Source organism: Rhodopseudomonas sp. P2A-2r (assembly GCF_026015985.1).
Taxonomy (GTDB): Bacteria; Pseudomonadota; Alphaproteobacteria; order Rhizobiales; family Xanthobacteraceae; genus Tardiphaga.
The window spans coordinates 4,630,576-4,648,042 of the sequence record NZ_CP110389.1 but is presented as its reverse complement, the minus strand read 5'-3'; the positions used below and the strand labels follow the sequence as shown (position 1 = coordinate 4,648,042).

Annotated in this window: 18 protein-coding genes and 2 pseudogenes; 11 read left to right on the top strand and 9 right to left on the bottom strand. The window is 64.7% G+C overall.

Annotated features, from left to right (window positions below):
• Window positions 1-6: 6 nt before the first annotated feature.
• Together ONR75_RS22550 and ONR75_RS22545 are read left to right on the top strand one after the other, a co-directional pair.
• Entirely contained in the window at window positions 7-1,413 is a 1,407-nt protein-coding gene (locus tag ONR75_RS22550) for a M20/M25/M40 family metallo-hydrolase (protein WP_265079202.1), read from the top strand.
• Window positions 1,414-1,650: 237 nt separating this feature from the next.
• Window positions 1,651-1,866 carry a hypothetical protein gene (locus ONR75_RS22545; protein WP_265079201.1) on the top strand — a complete coding sequence of 72 codons (216 nt, stop codon included), beginning with the start codon at window positions 1,651-1,653 and terminating at the stop codon, window positions 1,864-1,866.
• A gap of 103 nt (window positions 1,867-1,969) precedes the next feature.
• Here the strand turns inward: ONR75_RS22545 and ONR75_RS22540 are convergent, their stop codons facing one another.
• From ONR75_RS22540 to ONR75_RS32540, 3 genes are all read right to left on the bottom strand, one after another.
• Window positions 1,970-2,749, bottom strand: a complete 780-nt coding sequence (locus tag ONR75_RS22540; RefSeq protein WP_265079200.1) for a class II aldolase/adducin family protein — start codon at window positions 2,747-2,749, stop codon at window positions 1,970-1,972.
• 89 nt (window positions 2,750-2,838) lie between these two features.
• A complete protein-coding gene (locus ONR75_RS22535) occupies window positions 2,839-3,822 on the bottom strand; it encodes a PLP-dependent aminotransferase family protein (RefSeq protein WP_320109642.1) in 984 nt (327 codons plus the stop codon).
• Complete coding sequence (locus ONR75_RS32540) at window positions 3,714-4,313, bottom strand: GntR family transcriptional regulator (protein WP_320109641.1); 600 nt, start codon at window positions 4,311-4,313, stop codon at window positions 3,714-3,716. Before ONR75_RS32540 ends, ONR75_RS22535 begins: the two co-directional genes overlap by 109 nt.
• A gap of 106 nt (window positions 4,314-4,419) precedes the next feature.
• On the opposite strand from ONR75_RS32540, the gene ONR75_RS22530 reads away from it, so the two are divergent.
• Window positions 4,420-5,358 (top strand): DMT family transporter, encoded by a 939-nt coding sequence (locus ONR75_RS22530; RefSeq protein ID WP_265079199.1) that lies wholly within the window; start codon window positions 4,420-4,422, stop codon window positions 5,356-5,358.
• Window positions 5,359-5,441: 83 nt separating this feature from the next.
• Here the strand turns inward: ONR75_RS22530 and ONR75_RS22525 are convergent, their stop codons facing one another.
• Window positions 5,442-7,091: a glycosyltransferase family 39 protein gene (locus ONR75_RS22525; RefSeq protein WP_265079198.1), complete on the bottom strand. Its 1,650-nt coding sequence runs from the start codon at window positions 7,089-7,091 to the stop codon at window positions 5,442-5,444.
• Window positions 7,092-7,460: 369 nt separating this feature from the next.
• On the opposite strand from ONR75_RS22525, the gene ONR75_RS22520 reads away from it, so the two are divergent.
• The 3 genes and pseudogenes from ONR75_RS22520 (at window position 7,461) to ONR75_RS22510 (ending at window position 9,753) form a co-directional block, all read left to right on the top strand.
• Entirely contained in the window at window positions 7,461-8,336 is an 876-nt protein-coding gene (locus tag ONR75_RS22520; protein WP_265079197.1) for a DUF308 domain-containing protein, read from the top strand.
• 188 nt (window positions 8,337-8,524) lie between these two features.
• Window positions 8,525-8,938, top strand: a complete 414-nt coding sequence (locus tag ONR75_RS22515; protein WP_265079196.1) for a MucR family transcriptional regulator — start codon at window positions 8,525-8,527, stop codon at window positions 8,936-8,938.
• 183 nt (window positions 8,939-9,121) lie between these two features.
• Window positions 9,122-9,753 (top strand): annotated as a pseudogene (locus ONR75_RS22510) (DUF6456 domain-containing protein).
• 8 nt (window positions 9,754-9,761) lie between these two features.
• Here ONR75_RS22510 and ONR75_RS22505 read toward each other — a convergent pair.
• Window positions 9,762-10,190, bottom strand: a complete 429-nt coding sequence (locus ONR75_RS22505; RefSeq protein WP_265079195.1) for a SufE family protein — start codon at window positions 10,188-10,190, stop codon at window positions 9,762-9,764.
• A 98-nt stretch (window positions 10,191-10,288) separates the two neighbouring features.
• Complete coding sequence (locus tag ONR75_RS22500; protein WP_265079194.1) at window positions 10,289-10,681, bottom strand: DUF5330 domain-containing protein; 393 nt, start codon at window positions 10,679-10,681, stop codon at window positions 10,289-10,291.
• A 420-nt stretch (window positions 10,682-11,101) separates the two neighbouring features.
• On the opposite strand from ONR75_RS22500, the pseudogene ONR75_RS22495 reads away from it, so the two are divergent.
• The 3 genes and pseudogenes from ONR75_RS22495 (at window position 11,102) to ONR75_RS22485 (ending at window position 14,012) form a co-directional block, all read left to right on the top strand.
• Window positions 11,102-12,937 (top strand): annotated as a pseudogene (locus ONR75_RS22495) (PAS domain-containing sensor histidine kinase).
• Window positions 12,930-13,634 (top strand): peptidoglycan-binding protein, encoded by a 705-nt coding sequence (locus ONR75_RS22490; protein WP_265079193.1) that lies wholly within the window; start codon window positions 12,930-12,932, stop codon window positions 13,632-13,634. The pseudogene ONR75_RS22495 and the gene ONR75_RS22490 overlap by 8 nt, the downstream one beginning before the upstream one ends.
• Window positions 13,635-13,667: 33 nt before the next feature.
• Window positions 13,668-14,012: a DUF1491 family protein gene (locus ONR75_RS22485; RefSeq protein WP_265079192.1), complete on the top strand. Its 345-nt coding sequence runs from the start codon at window positions 13,668-13,670 to the stop codon at window positions 14,010-14,012.
• A gap of 50 nt (window positions 14,013-14,062) precedes the next feature.
• Here the strand turns inward: ONR75_RS22485 and ONR75_RS22480 are convergent, their stop codons facing one another.
• Window positions 14,063-15,016, bottom strand: coding sequence for a DUF2336 domain-containing protein (locus ONR75_RS22480; RefSeq protein ID WP_265079191.1), 954 nt, complete (start codon window positions 15,014-15,016; stop codon window positions 14,063-14,065).
• 257 nt (window positions 15,017-15,273) lie between these two features.
• On the opposite strand from ONR75_RS22480, the gene ONR75_RS22475 reads away from it, so the two are divergent.
• On the top strand, window positions 15,274-15,480 hold the full coding sequence (locus ONR75_RS22475; protein WP_265079190.1) for a hypothetical protein: 207 nt from the start codon (window positions 15,274-15,276) through the stop codon (window positions 15,478-15,480).
• A 16-nt stretch (window positions 15,481-15,496) separates the two neighbouring features.
• Window positions 15,497-16,270, top strand: coding sequence for a hypothetical protein (locus ONR75_RS22470; RefSeq protein WP_265079189.1), 774 nt, complete (start codon window positions 15,497-15,499; stop codon window positions 16,268-16,270).
• A gap of 39 nt (window positions 16,271-16,309) precedes the next feature.
• On the opposite strand, the gene ONR75_RS22465 is transcribed toward ONR75_RS22470, so the two are convergent.
• Both ONR75_RS22465 and ONR75_RS22460 read right to left on the bottom strand, forming a co-directional pair.
• On the bottom strand, window positions 16,310-16,888 hold the full coding sequence (locus ONR75_RS22465) for a DUF1254 domain-containing protein (protein ID WP_265079188.1): 579 nt from the start codon (window positions 16,886-16,888) through the stop codon (window positions 16,310-16,312).
• Window positions 16,885-17,463, bottom strand: coding sequence for a DUF1214 domain-containing protein (locus ONR75_RS22460; protein WP_265079187.1), 579 nt, complete (start codon window positions 17,461-17,463; stop codon window positions 16,885-16,887). The genes ONR75_RS22465 and ONR75_RS22460 overlap by 4 nt, the downstream gene beginning before the upstream one ends.
• Window positions 17,464-17,467: the final 4 nt, after the last annotated feature.

The window sequence follows — 17,467 nt, the reverse complement described above, 5'->3', positions numbered from 1 at the left end:
GATCTGATGTCCAGCACGTCGCAACTGCAGCCTGTCCTCGATCGCATCGATGCCGATTTCGACCAGAGCCTGGAGCGGCTGTTCGCGCTGCTGCGGATCAAGTCGATCTCGGCCGATCCTGCCTTCACCGACGACTGCAAGAAGGCGGCCGAACATCTCGCCGCGGACATCGCCTCGCTTGGCTTCGACGCCGAAGTGCGGCCGACCGCCGGACATCCGGCGATCGTCGCCACGGCCAAGGGGAACACCGGCACGCGGCCGCATATCCTGTTCTACGGCCATTACGACGTGCAGCCGGTCGACCCGTTGAATCTCTGGAACCGCCCGCCGTTCGAGCCGGTGGTGACCAAGCATGCCGACGGTCGCGACATCATCGTCGCGCGCGGCGCGCAGGACGACAAGGGGCAGCTCTCCACCTTCGTGGAAGCCTGCCGCGCCTGGGTGAAGGTGACTGGGGCGTTGCCGGTCGATCTCACCATCTGCATCGAGGGCGAGGAGGAAGTCGGCTCGAAGAATTTTGTGCCCTTCCTCGAGGCCAACAAGAAAGATCTTGCCGCCGATTTCGCCGTGGTCTGCGATACCGGCATGTGGGATTCCGACACGCCGGCGATCACCACGGCGCTGCGCGGCCTCGTCTATGAAGAAGTGAAGATCACCGCCGCCAACCGCGACCTGCATTCCGGCATCTATGGCGGCGGCGCGCAGAATCCGATCCGGGTGCTGACGCGGATTCTCGGCGGGCTGCACGACGACAACGGCCGCATCACCATCCCCGGCTACTACGATGGCGTGAAGGATCTGCCGCCGGAGATCCTGGCGCAGTGGAAGAAGCTGGGCCTCACCGCCGAGACATTCCTGAAGCCGATCGGGCTGTCGATCCCAGCCGGAGAAAAGGACCGCGAACTGATCGAGCAGATTTCGTCGCGGCCGACCTGCGACATCAACGGCATCGTCGGCGGCTACACCGGCGAGGGCTCCAAGACGGTGATCGCGTCGCACGCTTCAGCAAAAGTCTCGTTCCGCATCGTCGAGGGCCAGGATCCCGTCAAGGTCCGCGATGCATTCCGCGCCTATGTGCTGGCGCGTCTGCCGGGCGACTGCACCGCGGAATTTCTCGATCACTCCAACGCGCCGGCGATCGCGCTCGACTGGAACATGAAACCGCTCGCCGCGGCGAAGGCGGCGCTGACCGACGAGTGGGGCAAGGATGCACTGCTGATCGCCTCGGGCGCCTCGATCCCGATCGTCGCCGACTTCAAGCGCACGCTGGGCCTCGACACTGTGCTGGTCGGTTTCGGGCTCGACGACGACAACATCCATTCGCCGAACGAGAAGTACGACCTGAAAAGTTTCCACAAGGGCATCCGTTCGTGGGCGCGCATTCTCGCGGCGTTCGCGGAGGGAAAGAAGTAACGGCGTTCTTCAAGAAAGAGCGAGCAGTAATTGTTGCTGTTGTCGCCCGGCTTGACCGGGCGATCCAGTATACTCAGGCCGGCGTCTACTGGGTCACCCGGTCCTGGCGCGCAATTGCGCGCAGGCCGGGTGACGACAGTTGAGAAGTTTGCGCCTCCAGGCGCTCGGCGGATCATCTTGACTCAGATCAAGACATCTCCGCGCCTTCGTGACAGAAATGCAGCAGAGGAAGCCCGGATGACAGCAACCGAAATCGCAAAACTGCATTTTTTCGCGGCGATGAGCCAGGCACATGCGGAGGGCGTGGATTCCGACAGCACCTGCCGCGCGCTGCTGAGTCTGGTCGTCGGCAAGTACCTTGAGACCCGGCCGGTGCCCGACGTGCAGTCGGAGCTTCGTTTTGTCGCCGACAATTGCGACCCGGAAACCAACTTCATGTTCATGCGCCCGTAAAATCTCGTCCGCGGGAGCTCGTTCCAAAAATAAAAACGCCGTCCGGAATTGGACGGCGTTTTGATTCAGTGCAGAGGTTTGTGGGACCACTATAGCTGAAAAATCAGTTCTTGTAAGAGGGATCGAGGCGGTCGAGCTTGCGCAACAGCGGCGGCCAGACCAGCCGGGTGGACCGCAATTCGGCGCGGTCGGGATTCGACACCACCTGGGTGTTCTTGTCGATGACCGCCTGGTCGACCGGATAGGCGACCGGACCCAGCATCCGGGTGCGCACCTGCATGGTGCAGGCGCGTTCCAGATGGAACATGCGCTCGAATGCAGAGGCCACCGAGCGGCCGACGGTCAGGGTGCCGTGGTTGCGCAACAGCATGAAGTTGTGCTCGCCCAGATCCTTCTGCAGGCGCGGGCGTTCGTCATGGTCGAGCGCGATGCCTTCATAGTCGTGATAAGCGAGATCGTGGGTGACCAGCTGAGCGGTCTGGTTCAGCGGCTGCAGGCCTTCCAGGCAACTCGCGACCGCGGTGCCATCCGGCGTGTGCAGATGCATGACACAGCCGGCGTCCTCGCGGACCTCATGGATGGCCGAGTGGATGGTGAAGCCGGCCGGGTTGATGCTGTAGTCGCTCTCGGTCAGCTGGTTGCCGTGCAGGTCGATCTTGACCAGGCTGGAGGCGGTGATTTCGTCGAACATCAGGCCGTAGGGATTGATCAGGAAGTGATGCTCCGGGCCGGGGACGCGAGCCGAGATGTGGGTGTCGACCAAGTCGTCCCAGCCGTAATAGGCCACCAGCCGATACGCCGCGGCCAGATTGACGCGCTGGGTCCATTCGGCCTCGGTCATGTCGGATGGCACTTCCTTGAGGCGCGCTTCTGCTGGTGACATGCCGATTTCTCCCGATGATTGCTTGTGACCGTTGACCAAAGCCTAGTCCGGCTCCTGCGGGGCAGCAAGCCAGCCGCTTCGCGGGCCAGTCATGCTTTTCGTCGGCGTTTCCCCGCGGGTCCGCTCATGTCCCCGAGCACCCGGCCGATGGTCGCGGCGGCAGCGTCGATCTCCGGCTCGTTCCAGGCGGCAAAGCCGAGGAACAGACCCTGGCCGCCGATCGCACCCGTGAAGTGCGGCGACAGCGGCCGGGCGGTGACGCCGGCTGCGGCCAGGCGCGCGGCGACCGTGCGATCGTCGAGCCGGGCATCGAGATGCGCCAGCAACTGGACGCCCTCGGCCGGCGGCTCAAGGGTGAGATGCGCGCCGGCGGCGGCCGAGAGCGCCTGCACCAGCCGGTCGCGCCGGGCGCGGTAGATGCGCGTCATCTTGCGAATGTGCGCGGCGAAGTGACCGTCGTCGATGAACTCGGCCAAGGCATCCTGCACCGGCGCCGGCATGATCTGGCCGCTGTGGCGCTGCGCTGTCTCGAACAACTCGGCCAGATCGGGCGGCACGATCACATAGCCGCAGCGGATATCCGCAAAGGTCGATTTCGAGAAGGTGCCGACGTAGAACACGCGGCCGGTGGCGTCGAGGCCCTGAAGCGCCGCGACCGGCCGGCCGTCATAGTGGATCTCGCTGTCGTAGTCGTCCTCGATCACAGTAGCGCCGGCCTCATCGGCGAAGCGTAGCAGTTCGCGCCGACGGTTGATCGGCATCAGCCGACCGGTGGGATGCTGATGCGAAGGCGTGACGAAAATCAGCCGCGGCCGGTCGCGGCGGCCATTCCATGCGAGGCCGTTGCGATCCAGCGGCACGCCGCGCACCTCGGCGCCGGCAGCTTCCATTGCAGCGCGCGCGCCGCCATAGCCGGGGCTCTCCACCCAGGCGATGTCACCGGCATTGAGCAGCATCCGTGCCGTCAGTTCGATCGCAGACTGGGCGGATGGCAGGATGATGATCTGTCGCGCCTCGGCGTGCACCCCGCGATGCTCGACCAGATGGCGGAGCAGGGCGGCGCGCAGCGACATACGGTTGAGCGCCGCGGCGCCCGCGGGGCATGCCGCGCGGCGCGGCGCAGGCAGCGCGCCCAGACATCGTGGGGAAACGTCCTTGCATCGGCGTGGGCCGGCGCCAGCGGTCGCGCCGGGCCTTCCTGGAACGGCCAGTCGGCCTTTCGCAGCCGCTCGGCCCATCGGGAGGTATACCGCGGCTTCCGGGCATGGCGCGCCACGGCGTTGCCGCCAACGAGCTTGGTAGCGGCGCTCGCGGCGACGGTGGGACGGCGGCCCTGCGCGACGTCGAGATAGCCTTCCATGGCCAGTTGGTCGATGACCCCCGACACGGTGTTGCGGGAGACGCCGAGCTGGCGTGCCAGGTCGCGGCTCGACGGCAGGCGATGGTCCGGTGGCCACGCGCCGCTCAGCATCGTCGCGCGCAACTGGTCGTAGAGCTGCCGGGTCAGCGTCACGCCGCCGTCCGTGCGTTCGACATCGACCAGCCCTGCGAGAACTTCGTTCATCCAACTGGCTCAGTCATATTTCGCAAAATGGATCTTTCGTGAAGGCCAGTAGATCCTAGGGTGGATCGCATGTCGAGTGCCGCGGGCACCAGAAAGCGATCGAACGATGACCTCACATTTTCTCTCGCGCCGAGCGGCGCTGCTGCTGTTCGCGTTCGTTGTCGTGGCGTGGGGGCTGAACTGGGTCGTGACGAAAGCCCTCGTGCAGAGCGTATCGCCGCTGTGGTCGGTCGCGATCCGCTCCGGGATCGCTACGGTGACATTGTTTGTCGTGCTGCTGCTGCGCGGCCAACTGATCGTCCCGCGCCGCGGCGGCGTCCCGGTGATCGTCGCTGTCGCGGTCCTGCATATGGGCGCCTTCTCGGTGCTGGTCGGCTTCGGCCTGCAATCGGTGGCGGTCGGCCGCTCCATCGTGCTGGGCTACACCACGCCGCTGTGGGTCGCGCCCGCAGCATGGCTGCTTTTGCGCGAACCGACGACGCCGCAACGGCTGGTGGGGATAGCGCTGGGCATGGCGGGCATCGCCTGGATGTTCAATCCGCTGGCGTTCGACTGGCACGACCGCCGCGCGCTGCTCGGCAACGGGTTGTTGCTGCTCGCGGCATTGTGCTGGGCCGCCAACATCGTCTATGTGCGCAGCCATCGCTGGGTATCGACGCCGTTCCAGCTGGTCTTCTGGCAGGCATTGCTTGCCACTTTGCTGCTGGGGGCGATCGCGTGGCTGCAGGATGGCCCGCCGAGCGGCATCGTCTGGACCCGTGAGCTTGCCGGCCTGTTCCTGTTTGCCGGAATCGTCGGCACCGCGCTCGCGCACTGGGCCATGGTCTTGATCAACCGCAGCCTGCCGGCCACCGTCACGTCGCTGGGCCTGCTCGCCACGCCGGTCATGGGCGTCGCGGCGTCGGCGCTGCTGCTCGGTGAATCCGTCAGCCTTTCGCTGCTGTTGGCGATGGCGATGATTCTCTGCGGCATCGCGCTAGGTACGATGTCGAGCGGCCGCATGACCGAAGCGCGGACCGGCGTAGCCGATGTCGTTCGCACTTGATCCGTTGTGGCCGCCCGGCAACTTGGGCGGAGCGCTGAAGACGCGCGACGCCTGACGCACCGTGCAGACGATCGCAGGGTCGCCTACGGCGCCGGGATCGCCAGCAGGCTGGAAATGCTGCTGCCGCGGATGTCGTAGACGCGGGCGAACACCACGTCGTCGCGCTTGATCTCGGCGATCACCGGCGCGGTCAGGCCCTTGCAGTAGAATTCGCCGAGCGTCATGGCGAAGTCGGCGGCGTGGCTGTCCCAGCCGATGGTGAAGTCGGGACCGAGTGCGACCTGCGCCGGGCGCTGCGGGCCGCACACCGCGACTTTCCACTTGCGGCCGGCGGGCGGGTGTTCCTGCCGCTCGATGATCTCTTCCTTCAGCGCGTCGGACGCCTGCTTCAGAGCCAGGCCCCAGTAGTCCAGCATGAACAGCGAGTCGGCCTGGCGCACGGTGCCGGCGATGTAGTTGAAGTGGGTGTATTGGTAGGGATGCAGGCGGATCATCTCGGCCGCCGGCAACGCCAGACCGAACGCGAACACGGCGACGGCGGCGGCCTGTGCGCCGCGGTGGTTGATGCGCAGCCAGTCCATGCCCCAGGCGAAGGCGGCGCCGGCCAGCACGGTCATCGGCGGGATCACGAAGATGAAATGCCGAATGCCATTGTACAGGGCAGGGCGTTTCACCATCGCGATCAACAACGGCAGCATCGCGGCCATGGTCAGCATCAACAGAATGGTCTTGCGCCGCGCCGGCACGCTGTCGCGCGACAGCGACAGGATTGTCATCACCACGCCGCCGAGCGTCAGGAACAGCAGCACTTCGGGAAGCTGAAGCGCAAACAGGGTCGGCAGATACGACCACGGCATGTCCGGCACCGAGATCATCGCGCCGTCGAACATTTCCTTCCACGGCTTTTCGAAAAAGGCGGAGAAGTAGCTCAGGGCATGAAACGGATTGGCCGGCTCGAGGATCGACCACGGCCAGATCAGGCCCATCACCAGGTAGCCGAAGGCGAGGCCGGGCAACAGCACGTAAAGCATGTGAAGGAAGCGGCGCGCGGCGTTTCGCAGGCCGTGGCTGCGCAGTTCTTCCAGCAGCAGCGGAATGAAGCCGATCAGCGCGTAGACCAGCGCCAGCCCGCCGAGGATGCGACAGCCGATCGAGGCGCCGGCGCCGAGACCGACGATCAGGATCGTGCGCGGCGACGGCTTCGGATACTCTTCCGCCAGCCGGACAAGCCCGAGCATCAGGATGACCATCGCCACGGCGAAGGGCGCATCCTTGGGGTTCATGAACATGTGGCCGTAAAACGTCGGGCACAACGCGAGCAGCAAAAGCGTCGCCAGCCCGCCCGCCGCACCGCCGACGCGGCGGCCGAGGCGCCAGGTGACGGCGAGGCCGATGACGCCGACGATGGCGCCGAGCAGGCGCCTGGTCTCGAACAGCTCCAGCGGAATGATCTTGTGCAGCAGCGCCGCGGCCATGTCGAAACCGCCGCCGTACATGTAGAGGTTGGCGAACGAGAGCGCGCCGGTATCCCGGAAACCGGATCCGTACATCTTCAACAGCAGGTCGGCATATTCAGCGTGGGTATAATCGTCCCACCCGAGGCCATAGTCGCGGAAGGTAAAGCCCGCGATGATGCCGACAACGGCCAGCGTCAGCATGGCAAGGTCGTCGCAAGTCCGTTCCATCGAGCGCCGCAGCGGCGTGTCGATGGCCGAAGTCGTAATGGATGACATGGCTATTGGTAACCCGGCGTCCCCAGTGGCTCAGCTTCAGCGCTCTTTGAGCCTCGTTTCCCCGGCATCCATATAGCGCACTTCTCTTTTAAGTAATTGAGAATTGTGGCTAAAAATTCTTAGTGCGTTGCACCAAAACGGACAAGGTCAAATCGTTGCTCGCGTGGCGTGCGGTTGGCGACATCAATCCGCACCACGGTCAGGAATAACGCATGATATTTGAACGATTGCTGAATGGCCGCAATAATTAACAAATGGCACCCGTACAAGTTGTGAACGCAAATTGCCGTTTGCTGCAGCAAGCCATATATGACGGTATAGTGGCGTCGGCGACAGACTCGTTCAGCCTGCCGCCGGGGGATTCGGACGATGATTGTGCTCTTTTTTGCCGGGATGGGTGTCATTCTGGCCGGACTGCTGGCGATCGGCTTCGGAATTCCGGTCAAGGAGTTTGGCTTTGGCAATACGCTGATTCTGACCGGTACCGTTGGTGTTTGCACCGGCTTGATCATGCTCAGCCTGGCGGCGGTCATCCGGGAGTTGAAGACCCTGGCGCAGGGGCTTGTGCCCGCCGACCGGGCTGTTGGCCTGCGGTCAAAGCGGGAGGCTCCGGTTCGCGGGGCCGCCGGCGGGCCGGAAGCGGATACGGAAGAGCGGAGTTCCGAGGAGGGCCCGTTGTTCAGTCGCGACCAATCCGCCGTCGAGCGCGCTGCCACCGGGGATGCGGCGGCGCCGCCATGGCAGCAAGAAGTGCTGCGCGAGCGGTCGCGGGGCAGCAGTCCCCCGGTCGAGACCCCCGCCGAACCGGCCGAACCCAAACGGCGCAACCTGCTGTTTTCATCGTCGCGCCGCGAACGCGAGCGGGCGGCCTCGGAACGGGCGTCAGAGACATCCGATCGCGATCAGACGACCCTCGCCCCGGAGACGACTGCTGCCGACACCTCGCGACCGACGTTCGAGGATTCCTGGCCGCAAATCGACCGCACCAGGCCCGATTCTCCGCGGCGTACCACGTCCCGGAGCCCGTCTACCTTCCGGGATGCCGAGGCCGTACCGCCGCCCGAAAGTCCCGCGCCGCCGCGCCACGACGCTGCAGCCGAAGTGACGGTGCTGAAATCCGGCGTTGTCGATGGCATGGCCTATTCGCTGTATTCGGACGGCTCGATCGAGGCGCAAATGCCGGAGGGTATGATGCGGTTCGCGTCCATCGACGAACTGCGGGAGCATCTTGATCAGCGCGCCTGATGCGGTCGTTCGACCGTTGATCGTGACGACATCCGGCGCTGGATGAGACGCTGCGGTCGAAGCATTTGGTATCGCCATGCTGAGCGCGTTGCGCGCCTATTCGCCAAGAAGAGACGGCTGGTATATCAAGCCGTTCGTGCGGCTTGCACCGTCCCGACACCGCCCGGATCCGCGAAAGAGTTGATGCCATGACCGACCCTGCCGGCAAAACCTTCATCGATCTCACCGCAACGATCGTGTCGGCCTATGTCAGCAACAATCCGATGCCGGCCTCCGACCTACCGGCACTGATCGGTCAGATCCATGCCGCACTGTTGCGGGTCGCCAGCGGTCGCCCGGAAATCCCGCTCGAGCCGGCAAAGCCCGCGGTATCGCTGAAGAAATCGATGACCGCCGATTATCTGGTGTGTCTCGAGGACGGCAAGCGCTTCAAGTCGTTGAAGCGTCATTTGCGGACCCAGTACAACATGACCCCGGAACAGTATCGCGAGAAATGGAGCCTGCCGGCGGACTATCCGATGGTCGCTCCGAACTATGCGGTGGCCCGGTCGCAACTTGCCAAGAAGATGGGTCTTGGCCAGCAGAGGCGCCGACGGAAGTAACCGTTCGCTCGAGGTTCACGGCGCTGGTTCGAACGGATCGTGCGATTTAGGAAAATAAACAATAATAAGGATAGACATCCTTTCCGACTCGTGGGAATAATTTCTTCCACAGGAGGTCGGCGATGACAGTGAACGTACCCCCCACATTGAAATGACCGGCAATGCCTTCAAAGGAGGGCGCCGATGACCGCTTCCGATCGCAACCGCGACAAGGCCGCCCTGCGGCGAGCGAAAAGCGGGACCGCCGAACCCATCGATGGGTTCCGCGCCCAGCATCTCAGCCTCGCGATGCGCCAGATCGCGACCGAGACCGGTTTCGACAGCGTCCTCGTTAACGACAGCGAAAGCCCGCTGGCCTGGCTGGCGCGCCGCAAGGGGCGCGACGGCCACGCGATGATCAGCCCGCACCAGTTCCTGGCGGGTGAACGCCTGCGCGCGGATTTCACCCTTGGCCACATGGCGCCGCGTGTCACCGCCAACTGGGCGGCGCCGACCGGCGGTCGTCCGAAAGGGGCGGCAATAATGCGGCCGAGATGACCGAGCGCATGATGTCCGCGCGGCAGCGCGTCAAAATGGCAATGGAGGCGTGCGGCCCGGAATTTGCGGGGCTACTGATGGATGTCTGTTGTTTCCTGCGCGGCATCGAGGATGTCGAACGCGAGCGCGGCTGGCCGGCGCGATCGGCCAAGGTGGTGCTGCAACTGGCGCTGGATCGCCTGGCGCGGCACTACGGTTTCCTGCGCGAGGCGAGGGGGCGGGAGAAGGCTGACATCCGCACCTGGCTGGCGGAGGATGCGGCGTTCGAAAGCGGCTGAACGGGCGCTCAGGACGCTGCGGCGAGCGCCTCGCGGGCATCGGAGCGAATACGCTCGACCATGGCACGCAGGCCGTTGGAGCGCTGCGGCGTCAGGTGTTCGCGAAAGCCGAGCGCATCGAACTCCGCGAGCGGATCGGACGACAGGATCTGCTGCGGGGTGCGGTTGGAATACAGCGTCAGCAGGATCGCGATCAGGCCGCGCACGATGTGGGCGTCGCTGTCGCCGAGATAGGTCAGCACCGGCTCGCCGGCATCGGTACGCGCGAGCTGACGCGATAGCCAGACCTGGCTGGTGCAGCCGTTGACCTTGTTGGCGGCCGAGTGTTCCGCGTCGGGCATCGGATCGAGGGTGCGGCCGAGTTCGATGACGTAACGATAGCGGTCGTCCCAGTCGTCCAGCAGTGAGAAGTTCTCTTTGATTTCGTCAATCGTCATCGCGGCCTGCATCTGTTGCTGGCCCTATATAGGGGCGCGGCGGCGCGAAAGCGACCGCCGGACCGCGCTATTCCGGTAAATGTTCCGATTGACGACCGCTACGGTTCAGCCACTGGCTGGCGCCATTCCGCCTGCAGATCGGCCGGGATCAGGGTGTCCGGAACGGTCGATGTCGGATCCTGCTCGGCACCGTCCATGCCGCCGATCGAACCGGTATGGTCGGGCGGGCGTTTGTCGGTGATGATCTGGTAAAGCTTACGGGCACCCTCCTGGGCGCGCTGGCCAAGGACTGTCGCTGCCTGGCCGCCGACCTCGCAGGCTGCAGGCTGGCGCTTGCAGAACTGGCTCATATCGGACACAGCGGCAGATGCCGCCGACACCGCTTCGGACGCGCCGACCTGCGGCAGCTTCTCGGATTCCGGCGTCTTCTCTCTGGGCAACAGCACGAGCACCAGCCCGAGCCAGAACGCCATGCGAAGCAGGAAAAACATCGCGCAACCCCGTAAACTTCTCTTCGTCCGGTTGCGATTAGTTTCGCAATCTGGTCCTGACTAACAGGCGTCGATAAACCGCAAGTGTTTGAGGTGCGGTTAAAACGTCGAAAATTTGCGTAAAATCCCGATCAATGGATTCGCCGTAAATTTTTCATTGCCGGGCGTGCCAGCCGTCTGTGCGCGTCGCCGCGATATGCACCCTTTCGAAACCATAGCGAGAGGGCGCCGGAAACTTGTCGTTCACCATCTGCGCTGAATGAACGCGATGCAGCGCGCGAAACCGCCGTCAGCGGCGTTGGTTTCGGAATCGGGCGTCCGGCTTTAGCGTTAGCTTAATTTCGCTCTGACACGGTGAGGCAACGATAAGGAGGCGTTCCGGCACGTCTGACACGACGAGCAGGCCGAAGCGCGAGAACCGTGACCGTATTGAACATCTTCCGCGATTGTCTCGATGCATTAGTGCATCCGTCTGTGCGCTACGATGCGCTGACGAGTGCACGTCATCGTGCCTTTATGGCGCCGCGACTGCTCGGAAGCCTCGCGGCGTTCGCTGCGTTTCCGGTGTACCTGGCGCTGCGCGGTGCACCCAGCGCTTTCGAGGTCGCTGCCTTTGCGTGGCTGATCGCGCCGATCCTGCTATCCTATTTCCTGTCGCGCACCGGTCGCTATGAGAGCGCACAACTGTTGTCTTCGCTGGCTCTGGCCGGCCTGTTGATGATGATTGCCATCGCCACCGGTGGCATCGAGATCTTTCGCGGCGATCTGGCTGGTGGTGGTGCCGCTGGAGGCTGCGCTGTCGGCGTCACGTCGTGTTGTCGCGTTTGCCTCCGCGTTGGCGTTGGCCTGCGTCTCTATCCTGATCGTGCTGAGCGGCTCGCATCTGCTGCCGGTGTCCGAGGCAGGCGCGGTCGCGCATGGCGTGTTCACCGCATTCGGTATCGCCTCCGCCACGTTGTATGCATCCGGTCTGGCTTTCGGCGCCGAGTCGCTGGCGCGCACCGGCGTATCTCTCCTCAATGTTGAGGAGGATCGCTATCGCTTGCTGGCGCGCAATATGAGCGACGTGATTTCACGTCACCGCCGCAACGGCGCCATTCAGTTTATTTCGCCGGCTGTCGAAGCCTTGATCGGCGAAGCGCCGGCGCGGCTGCTCGGGCATGGCCTGTTTGATCGCGTGCATGTGGCCGACCGTCCCGCCTATCTCACTGCGCTGTCCGACGCCGCGCGTGGCGGCGTGGCGCGCAGCGTCGAATTCCGGCTGCGGCGTGATAGTCGCGGCGGCGCCGACGGGCGTGTGGCGTCGGCCGAATTCATCTGGGTTGAAATGCGCTGCCGGCCGCTGGAGCAGGGGCGGGACCGGTTGAGCCTCAGGACGTCGAAGTCGTCGCCGTGATGCGCGACGTAACCGACCGCAAGACCCAGGAAGAGGCGCTGGCGCTGGCGCGCACCGAGGCCGAACGCGCGGATGCTTCCAAAACCCGCTTCCTGGCTACGATGAGCCACGAACTCCGCACGCCGCTCAATGCCATCATCGGATTCTCCGAGATGATCGTGCAGGAAGACGTGCTGATGATCGATGCAGCCAGGCGCAAGGAATACGCGCAGCTGATCAACGATTCCGGCCAGCACCTGCTGTCGGTGGTCAACGGCATTCTCGATATGTCAAAGATGGAATCCGGGAGCTTCGAAATCACGCCGGAGCCGTTCGCCCCGCGTCCGGCGATCATCAATTGCTGCAATCTGCTGGCCCTCAAGGCGCGCGAGAACGGCATCGACCTGGTGACCGATGCGCCGCAGGATCTGCCGGAGCTGAACGGCGATCCGCGCGCGTTCAAGCAGATCCTGTTGAATATCGTGTCCAACGCCATCAAGTTCACCGAGCGCGGTGGAACCGTCAGCGTGACCGCTGCCGTGGAATCGTCGCGGCTGATCCTGCGCGTGACCGATACCGGGGTCGGCATCGGCGTCGAGGATCTCAAGCGCATCGGCGACCCGTTCTTCCAGGCCGGCAAGACCTATCAGCGGCGTCACGAAGGCACCGGCCTCGGCCTGTCGATCGTCAAGAGTTTGGTCGGCATGCACGGCGGTGATATGCAGGTGCATAGCCGCATCGACGAAGGCACCACCGTCGTCATCGCATTGCCGCTGGAATTCGCGCCGGCGGTTGAACCCGCGAGCAATATCGCAACGCTCACGCCCGCGGTTCGTCACGTGCCGTCCGACCACACCCGTCAGGTGAAGAAAAGTGCCTAAAGCAGCATCTCCCAAGCAAGCCAAGTCTCAGCGCGGTCGCGGATCGCTCGCGATCGAAGAACCGACGGAGCGCAGCATCTTCCTGCGCATGCTGCTCCACAGCCCCAAGGACATGGTGGCCGGAACGGTCGCTTTTGCTGCCGTCTCCGCCATCATTGGCAACGCGATCTTCCTGCAGGCCGGACGCCATCCGTCGCCGATGTTCGGCTCAAGCGTCACCGTTCCGCTGCCTGCGCCGTTGACGAGTCCGTTGCCCAAACCACGCCCGCTAGATGCCAGCGCGCAGCCAGATGCAAAGTCGCTCGACGCGCGTCTGCTCGATTCCCGATCGGTCGACGGCAAGGCGGTGCCCAAGGCCGTGGAGCCGCGCGCGACCGATCCGATAGCCAATGTGATGAAGCCCGCAACGCCGCCGCCGAGTTCGGTTGCGGTGGCGCGCCCGCCGGCACCGATTCCCAACGCCGCTCGCCACGATCCGCTCGGCGATCTGATCGTCAACTCGCGCCGCGTGGCGGCGGTGCAGCGGGCGCTGACGGAATATGGCTACGGCCAGTTGAAGGCAACCGGCACGGTCGGTTCGGATACCCAGGCCGCCATCCAGCGCTTCGAGCGCGAGCGCAAATTGCCGGTGACGGGCCAGATGTCCGACCGGCTGGTGCGCGAGCTCGGCACCGTGACAGGACGGCCGATCGACTAGCGTCGATCCGCTCGCTGGCCTATCGTCCCCGCCATGAGATTGAAATCGTCCATATGGGTGGCCGCGTATCTGCGCCGCTGCCAGTCCGAAGGTGTATTCGGTGCTGTGCGCCGGCGTGGCGCCGAAGAGGCGGGCGCCGTGTTCGTCAAGGTGGCGCTGATGAACGGCAACGCGATGCTGTACGCGCCCGCGCCGCAGACCGTCTATGACGACAGCCGTCCGATCGAACGCATCTTCATGCCGTCACCGCCACAGCCGGTGGAGGAGCGCAAGATCGAGGAGCGGCTGATGAAGGAGATGTCATTCGATCCCGACGTCTGGATCGTCGAGATCGAGGACAAGGCAGGCCGGCATTTCCTCGATCTGGCGAAGCCGTAGCGACCTTCCTTGCATTCGCCGACGGCGAGGCGGAAGTCGCCTCAGCCCGGCTATTTTCTGCCGTTGCGCACCCGGGTGATGTCCACGCCCGGCTGCACGGCGGGGCGCGCTTGGGCCGGTGCCGACCGCGCGCGCTGACGTTCATCGTCATAAAGCGCGGGGCGGTACTTCGTGCGGGTCGCGGCCATGTTGGCGCCGCGCCATGCCGCGACCATGATCAGCGCCGAGCGTTCGCTCAGGATATCGTAGAGCCGCGACAGCCGGTACACGTGGTGGACCGACGAGCCGAGCTCGGGGTTGAGGAACATCAGCACGCGCTGATACATGTCGCTGGGCATCGCCAGCGCCTTGGCCATACAGGCCAGCGGCTCGCCGCCGGGATCGCTGACGACCCGATCGGCGACCTGCGACGGCAGCAGTAGCGCGTCGCCCAATTCGCGCGCAAAATTGTCGCGGTCCTCGGCAAAGGCGGCCATCTCCAGAATGTGCAGCGCGCGGGCTGCCCGGGCCGCGGGGATGCGTGCGGCCGGCTTCAGCGGCTTGTCTGACAGACTATACAGTATCTGCGCACGCTCACTGGCCGTACCTGCGAAAAACATGTCGCTGATTTCGGCGGCGTCGGTCGGCTGCATCGTCATGGTTGTCGACATGCGCAGCTGCGTTTCCGTCAGGGGCTTGGGTTCGACGGCCGGCGCAACCGGCTGCGCGATGCTGGCAGCGAGGGGGACGCGCTGCTCCGGTGCCGGGGCATGAAGCCGGAGCTGCTGCATGATGGCCACCGGCGTGCGCGGGTAGATCGCGAGCCGGGCACGGACCGCTGCGCGGGTGGCATCGTCGACCTGATCGATCAGACGCGACGCCAACTCCACGAATTGCCGTTCTTCATCGATGCTGTGCGTGTTGGCCTGGACGTAAAGGTCGGTCAAGACGCGCAGCAAGGTCGGGCGGATGTCGACACCCTCTCGCCGAGACAGTGTCATCAACCCGTCGAAACCCGGAAACATCGGAGGTGCGGTCATATGGCGATACGCTTACGGAGGGAAAACCTGACACGACTTTACGCCCCACCGCTTAAGACGCCGTTAACCATGCGCCTCGGCGTCAGGGGACAACGGCGAAGCCTGCTCGACATTGCAAACAGGGTGAGATTTCAGCAACGCGGGGAGGGTTACGGTATGGGCCGTTAAGACCGCATTAACCATGATCGCTCTTAGATGAAGTCGCGCCGGCCATTTTTGGCGAAGCGGCGCGGAGACAACGAATGAGCACGATCATCAAGTTCCCGGTGGATGCGGCAGCACGACGGCCGGGCATCAATGCGGGTGTCGGCTCGGCCCGCGAAGGCGGCGCGACCATCGTGATCCTTCCGGTCGTCCGCATCGAACGCGACACCGATGGCACCAACGGCAGCGGCCCGGAAGAGGGCACCGCACCGGGGCGCCGCCGTCGCCGCCGCGCACGTTCCTGACACCGGACCCTTTCAGATGCCGGATACGACGTCACCGATCCGGATACGGCCTCGGCTCATACCTGCACCACTTCTGTCTATTTCGCTTGTGCTGAGCGTCCTGCTCGCCGGCTGCAGCGGCGGTGATTTCGGCCGCGTGCGCCAGGACGCGCTCAGCGACAACATGCATCGCTGGATCGGCGAAGAGGCCACCGCAAGCGTCGGACTACGCTCCTCCGAATTCCAGTTGACCGACAACGAACGCCTGATGCGGGATCTGGCCTATCCGCTGATCGAGCCGCCGCATTCGCGACCGCTGTGGAAGAATGTCTTCGGCGAGTACAAGCCACTACCTTCACCATGGCGCCAGGCGCCGGTCTTCGATCGCACCGCCTATGGCCGGCTGCTGATCGACGAACCGCGTCGCTCGCCGACATCGCGCTACGCAACGCTGGCGGATGACGTCCGCAACGACATCGTGCGGTTCGAGCCGTTCTTCGCCAATGCGGCGCGCGTCATCGAATTGGACGGAAAACGCAATGCCAGCTTGAATCTGGTTTCCAGCCTGTCGCCCCGCGAACGCGCCGACGCGATCGCACGGATGGACGAAAACGCGCTGATCGTGCAGTGGGTCGAGCAATGCCTGCAGCGCCGGGTATCGTCCTATCGCTGGGCGCTGGAACGGCTGGTGATCCAGACGCCGGACAACATGGCAGCCAATGTCGACATGCTGATCGGCGAGTTGTCGTCGCAGACGGCGAGCGTGGCCATCGGGCGGTCGGGGCGGTCCGGCGTGGTGAGCAAGGGTTAGCGGGCGTCACACGCGGTCATTCCGGGGCGTGAGGCTGTGCTATCGCTTCCCCGGCACGGTCTTCGTCGGCGGTTCGGTCTGCACCCGGCAACTCGCCGCGGCCAGCGAGGCCTGCGCCTGTGCCATCAGCCCGGGTTCGGGCGCCAGCGCCTTCAGCACGATCAGGCCATCGGCCGTCGGTGCGTCGATGATCAGCCGGTCAGCCGCCGTCACGTCCTCATCCTCCGGCAACGCCGCGTGCTGCGCTTCGGTCATCAGATCGAGCTCGATGACGCGGCGGCCGGCCGAGCGATCGTTGATGGCGTAATAAGCGACGTCGCTGCGCGTATAGAATGACACCGAGGTGTAGGACTGGCTGACAGGCACCGCGAGCTTGATCGGACCGCTCGACAGGTCGTAGCGGCACACGGCAACCGCGAAGGCGGGATCCATGAAGGGCAGCAGCGTATTGCCCGGTTCGGTCGGCGGCAGCGGCGTCACTGCATTCAGCTTGGTGATGGTCGTCAGCCGCGAATAGGCGTCCTGCGTTGCGATCCGCGGCAATGCCAGCACGCTGACGAGGTGCACCACGCCGCCAAGCAGGATACCGCCGACGATGGCGAACAACAGCCGGATCATGGGCAGCCTACCGTGGCGATGGAGGGCATCGGCGCATCGCGCTGCGTGCGCGTCGCCACTCCGACCGGCGTATCGTAGAGCCGCAGCATCAGCACGTAGCGTTCCAGCGCGCCGGTCGGCAGCCAGTTGCCGGCGCGCGAGCGCGACGCGATGCGCACCTCGAAGCTCCCGTCGGCGCGGCGGACGATCTCCTGGCTGGTGAAGCCGTAGCGCTGCAGCGAGTTCGGCACCAGGCGTCCCTTGGTGTCGTACAGCGACAGCGTCCAGAATCGCGCGGGCGGCGTGACGCCGCCGACGACCACATCGCAACGGCCGTCCAGCGGGCGCTTGTTGTCGTCGGTGGTCGCGGTGAAGGCGATGCCGTCGCCGGTGCCAACCGGCAATTCGCCGGATCGCGCGATCGAAGCACGGGCATAGGGATCGATCTCGCTGGTACCGGTGCGCGGCCTTGCGGTCCACGCGCCAATGGTCAGCGTGCCTAGATCGGTGCCGCGCGTGGCGGTCATCCAGGTGAGGCCGAGGCCGACAACGGCGGCGACGATCAGGCCGAGCAGGGTGAAGAATATCAGCCGCACGTGT

What these genes read in the sequence shown, in the direction of transcription:
- ONR75_RS22525 (WP_265079198.1), bottom strand. Translation starts at nt 7,091, where the DNA reads ATGTCATCCATTACGACTTCGGCCATCGACACGCCGCTGCGGCGCTCG.
- ONR75_RS22505 (WP_265079195.1), bottom strand. Translation starts at nt 10,190, where the DNA reads ATGACGATTGACGAAATCAAAGAGAACTTCTCACTGCTGGACGACTGG.
- ONR75_RS22535 (WP_320109642.1), bottom strand. Translation starts at nt 3,822, where the DNA reads ATGTCGCTGCGCGCCGCCCTGCTCCGCCATCTGGTCGAGCATCGCGGG.
- ONR75_RS22520 (WP_265079197.1), top strand. Translation starts at nt 7,461, where the DNA reads ATGATTGTGCTCTTTTTTGCCGGGATGGGTGTCATTCTGGCCGGACTG.
- ONR75_RS22475 (WP_265079190.1), top strand. Translation starts at nt 15,274, where the DNA reads ATGAGCACGATCATCAAGTTCCCGGTGGATGCGGCAGCACGACGGCCG.
- ONR75_RS22550 (WP_265079202.1), top strand. Translation starts at nt 7, where the DNA reads ATGTCCAGCACGTCGCAACTGCAGCCTGTCCTCGATCGCATCGATGCC.
- ONR75_RS22500 (WP_265079194.1), bottom strand. Translation starts at nt 10,681, where the DNA reads ATGTTTTTCCTGCTTCGCATGGCGTTCTGGCTCGGGCTGGTGCTCGTG.
- ONR75_RS22485 (WP_265079192.1), top strand. Translation starts at nt 13,668, where the DNA reads ATGAGATTGAAATCGTCCATATGGGTGGCCGCGTATCTGCGCCGCTGC.
- ONR75_RS32540 (WP_320109641.1), bottom strand. Translation starts at nt 4,313, where the DNA reads ATGAACGAAGTTCTCGCAGGGCTGGTCGATGTCGAACGCACGGACGGC.
- ONR75_RS22470 (WP_265079189.1), top strand. Translation starts at nt 15,497, where the DNA reads ATGCCGGATACGACGTCACCGATCCGGATACGGCCTCGGCTCATACCT.
- ONR75_RS22545 (WP_265079201.1), top strand. Translation starts at nt 1,651, where the DNA reads ATGACAGCAACCGAAATCGCAAAACTGCATTTTTTCGCGGCGATGAGC.
- ONR75_RS22480 (WP_265079191.1), bottom strand. Translation starts at nt 15,016, where the DNA reads ATGTTTCCGGGTTTCGACGGGTTGATGACACTGTCTCGGCGAGAGGGT.
- ONR75_RS22515 (WP_265079196.1), top strand. Translation starts at nt 8,525, where the DNA reads ATGACCGACCCTGCCGGCAAAACCTTCATCGATCTCACCGCAACGATC.
- ONR75_RS22465 (WP_265079188.1), bottom strand. Translation starts at nt 16,888, where the DNA reads ATGATCCGGCTGTTGTTCGCCATCGTCGGCGGTATCCTGCTTGGCGGC.
- ONR75_RS22530 (WP_265079199.1), top strand. Translation starts at nt 4,420, where the DNA reads ATGACCTCACATTTTCTCTCGCGCCGAGCGGCGCTGCTGCTGTTCGCG.
- ONR75_RS22540 (WP_265079200.1), bottom strand. Translation starts at nt 2,749, where the DNA reads ATGTCACCAGCAGAAGCGCGCCTCAAGGAAGTGCCATCCGACATGACC.